Source organism: Anaerorhabdus sp., from assembly GCF_036657415.1.
GTDB lineage: Bacteria > Bacillota_I > Bacilli_A > Erysipelotrichales > Erysipelotrichaceae > Anaerorhabdus.
In genome coordinates this window covers 1-3,881 of sequence record NZ_JAVXGL010000124.1, presented here as the reverse complement: position 1 = coordinate 3,881, position 3,881 = coordinate 1, and the positions used below count along the sequence as shown (strand labels likewise).

2 protein-coding genes are annotated in these 3,881 nt (G+C 33.0%); both read left to right on the top strand.

Going from position 1 to position 3,881, the window contains the following annotated elements; translation table 11 throughout:
• Positions 1-147: 147 nt before the first annotated feature.
• The gene (gene treP / locus RSB60_RS11100; RefSeq protein ID WP_332616374.1) at positions 148-2,079 is read left to right on the top strand and encodes a PTS system trehalose-specific EIIBC component; all 1,932 of its coding nucleotides are present in this window, start codon (positions 148-150) and stop codon (positions 2,077-2,079) included.
• Between the two features lie 12 nt (positions 2,080-2,091).
• On the top strand, positions 2,092-3,732 hold the full coding sequence (treC, locus tag RSB60_RS11095; protein WP_332616372.1) for an alpha,alpha-phosphotrehalase: 1,641 nt from the start codon (positions 2,092-2,094) through the stop codon (positions 3,730-3,732).
• Positions 3,733-3,881: the final 149 nt, after the last annotated feature.

The window sequence follows — 3,881 nt, the reverse complement described above, 5'->3', positions numbered from 1 at the left end:
CGTCGAGAAAATAGATAAATTAATGCAGGCTCAAGTGCGAGTACTGCTTTTTTTATACTTTATTAAAAAAACAGTTGACAACTTGTACGTACAGGATTATGATATGCGTGTAAGTTGCTTGTACGTACAAGTGAAAAGGAGAAGAAAATGGGAAAATATACAAAAGATGCAAAAGAGTTGCTAACGTATGTAGGCGGTAGAGAAAACATATCAGCAGTATCTCATTGTGTTACAAGAATGCGTTTTGTTTTAATCGATTCTAAAAAAGCAGATGTTAAAAAAATTGAAGCACTTGAATCTGCGAAAGGAACATTTACACAATCTGGACAGTTTCAAGTCATTATCGGTAATAATGTCCAAGAATTTTACAATGAGTTTGTAGCGATTGCCCACATGGAAGGGGTAAGCAAAGATGCACTGAAGAGTGCTTCAAAAACAAATCAAACATGGTTACAAAAATTAATGGGGAACTTAGGGGAAATATTCGCTCCATTAATACCTGCCATTATTTGTGGAGGTTTAATTTTAGGGTTTAGAAATATTATCGATTCAGTAAAAATGTTTGAAGATGGAACAAAAGCATTAGTTGAAATATCACAGTTTTGGGCAGGTGTTGATAGTTTTCTTTGGTTAATTGGTGAAGCGGTATTTCATTTCTTACCAGTTGGAATTGTTTGGTCAATTACAAAGAAAATGGGAACTACGCAAATTCTTGGTATTATATTAGGAATTACATTAGTTTCTCCTCAATTATTAAATGCATATGCAGTAGCAGGAACGGCATTAAAAGATATTCCTGTTTGGGACTTTGGTTTTGCTACAGTTCAAATGATTGGTTATCAAGCCCAAGTAATACCTGCAATGATGGCAGGATTTGTATTGGTGTATTTAGAAAAATTCTTCCGTAGGGTTTCACCAGAATATATTAGCATGATTATTGTACCATTTTGTTCCTTAGTACCAGCTGTTTTAATAGCTCATACTATCGTAGGACCAATTGGATGGACTATCGGAAATTGGATTTCAACAATTGTTTATGGAGGCTTAACTTCCACTTTTGGATGGTTATTTGCTACAGTATTTGGTTTCTTTTATGCACCATTAGTCATTACTGGATTACATCATATGACCAACGCCATTGATTTACAACTAATTAGTGAATTCCATGGAACAATCCTTTGGCCAATGATTGCATTATCTAATATTGCACAAGGATCAGCCGTACTAGCCATGATTTTCTTACAGAAAAAGAATACAAAAGCGCAACAAGTTTCAATTCCTGCTTGTATCTCTTGTTACTTAGGAGTTACAGAACCAGCATTATTTGGAGTAAACTTAAAATATATGTTTCCATTTGTTAGTGGCATGATAGGTTCTGCTTGTGCAGCAACTATTTCTGTTGGTTTTGGAGTTATGGCTAATTCAATTGGAGTAGGTGGTATTCCAGGAATCTTATCCATTCAAACACAACATATGTTAACTTTTGCAATCGCAATGGCTGTAGCAATTGCTGTACCATTTGCTTTAACCTATGTCATTGGTAAAAAGAAATTAACAACTGAACAGATTACGGGAATTGAAGGTGAAGAATTCTTTAGTGTTAGTGCTAGTGAATTAGAAATTAATAAAACGGAAGGATTTGTTTCTCCAATGCAAGGAACATTATTAAACTTAGAAGATGTAGAAGATAAAGCATTCTCAAGTAGAGCAATGGGTGATGGCTTTGCGATTGATTTAAAAGGCAGTCAAGTGGTTGCACCAGTTAGTGGAGAAGTGATTCTTTGCTTCCCTAGTAAACACGCTTATGGCTTACGTAGCTATGATGGAAAAGAAGTGTTATTGCATATTGGAATGGATAGCGTTGTTTTAAATGGTGAAGGGTTTACTTCTTTTGTAAAAGTTGGAGATAGAGTATCTCAAGGAGATGCAATTGCTGCAGTTGATATTCCCTTTATGAAAGAAAAAGGCATTTCTTTAGTTTCACCAGTGATCTTTACAAGTGGCGAAAAAGTAAAAATTCATCATGCAAAAGAAACGGTAAAAATAGGACAAAAGGAAATTCTTAGCTTTGTAGAATAATAGGAGAAAACCATGAACTTTGAAGATAAAGTAGTATATCAAATCTATTTGAAATCCTTCTATGATAGTGATCAAGATGGTTTAGGAGATTTAAATGGAGTTATAGAGAAATTAGATTACTTGGATTATGTTGGTGTAAATTGTTTATGGATAACGCCTTTCTTTGTATCACCACAAAATGATAATGGCTATGATGTGGCAAATTATTGTGCTATAGATCCGCGTTATGGAACCATGGAAATATTTGAAAAGTTAGTTAAAGAAGCAAAAAAAAGGAATATTGATATTATGTTAGACATGGTATTTAACCATACATCAACGCAGCATGAATGGTTTCAAAAAGCCTTAGCAGGAGATACTAAATATAAAAATTATTACTTCTTTAAAAAAGGAAAACCAGATGGAACACCACCAACAAATTGGGCTAGTAAATTTGGTGGGAACGCTTGGCAATATGTAGAAGAAATGGGTGAATATTATTTGCATTTATTCGATAAAACCCAAGCTGATTTAAATTGGGATAATAAAGAAGTACGTGATGAACTATGTAAGGTATTGAACTTTTGGTTAAAAAAAGGTGTTTATGGCTTCCGCTTTGATGTCGTAAATCTAATTAGTAAACCTACAATCTTTATGGATGATTTTGAAGGAGATGGTAGAACATATTATACGGATGGAACTCATGTTCATGAATATTTACAAGAGATTAACCAACGCTCATTTGGAAATGATGAGCATATAATTACAGTTGGTGAAATGTCTAGTACTAGTTTAGAGAACTGTGTAAAATACGCAGGTAAAGAAGATCATGAATTATCCATGGTATTCAACTTTCATCACTTAAAAGTTGATTACAAGGATAAACAAAAATGGGTACTAAAAGAGTTTGATTTTGAAGAGCTAACATCACTACTCCACACATGGCAAGTAGAGATGGAAAACAAACACGCATGGAATGCCTTATTCTGGTGTAATCATGATCAACCACGAGCGTTGTCACGCTTTGGAGATGATAAAAACTATCCGATAGAAAGTGGTAAAATGTTAGCAACTATGTTGCATTGTATGAGAGGAACTCCTTATATTTATCAAGGAGAAGAAATAGGTATGACAAATGCTTATTTTACTAAGATTGATGAATATCGTGATGTTGAATCAACTAACTATTTTCAAATATTAAAACAACAAGGCGTAAATGAAAAAGAAATTTATCATATCTTGCAAGAACGTTCACGTGATAATAGTAGAACACCTATACAATGGAATGATGGATTACATGCTGGGTTTTCTAAAGTTACTCCTTGGTCACAAGTGATTCATAATTATCATACCATTAATGTTGAAGCGAGCAAACGTGATCCAAACTCTATTCTTCAACATTATCGTAAACTTATTAAATTAAGGAAAGAATATAAAGTGATAAGTTTAGGATCATACAAACCCTTACTAGAAAATCATAAACAAGTATTTGCTTATAAAAGAGAATATGAAGGTGAATCAATGATTGTTATTAATAACTTTTATGGTCAAAAGACAAGCGTTCATTTAGAAGAAGGGGGATATACAAGTTTATTAAGTAACTATCCAAAACGTGAGTATCAAAAGGTAATGGAATTAGAACCATACGAATCCATTGTGTTTTATAAGAAATAATAAAAAAGGAAGGAAATCTTAAGCATAAGGTTTCCTTTTTATGGTTATTGGAGTAAAATTAATATTATCTAGAATGTATTCTTTCTAGTCTGTGTTAATGATAATAAGAGAGAAGGATGAGACGATGTTAAAGTTAATTGATATACATA

Bases quoted from the DNA above. Each gene is read 5' to 3' on its own strand.
- treP (WP_332616374.1), top strand. From the start codon at position 148: ATGGGAAAATATACAAAAGATGCAAAAGAGTTGCTAACGTATGTAGGC.
- treC (WP_332616372.1), top strand. From the start codon at position 2,092: ATGAACTTTGAAGATAAAGTAGTATATCAAATCTATTTGAAATCCTTC.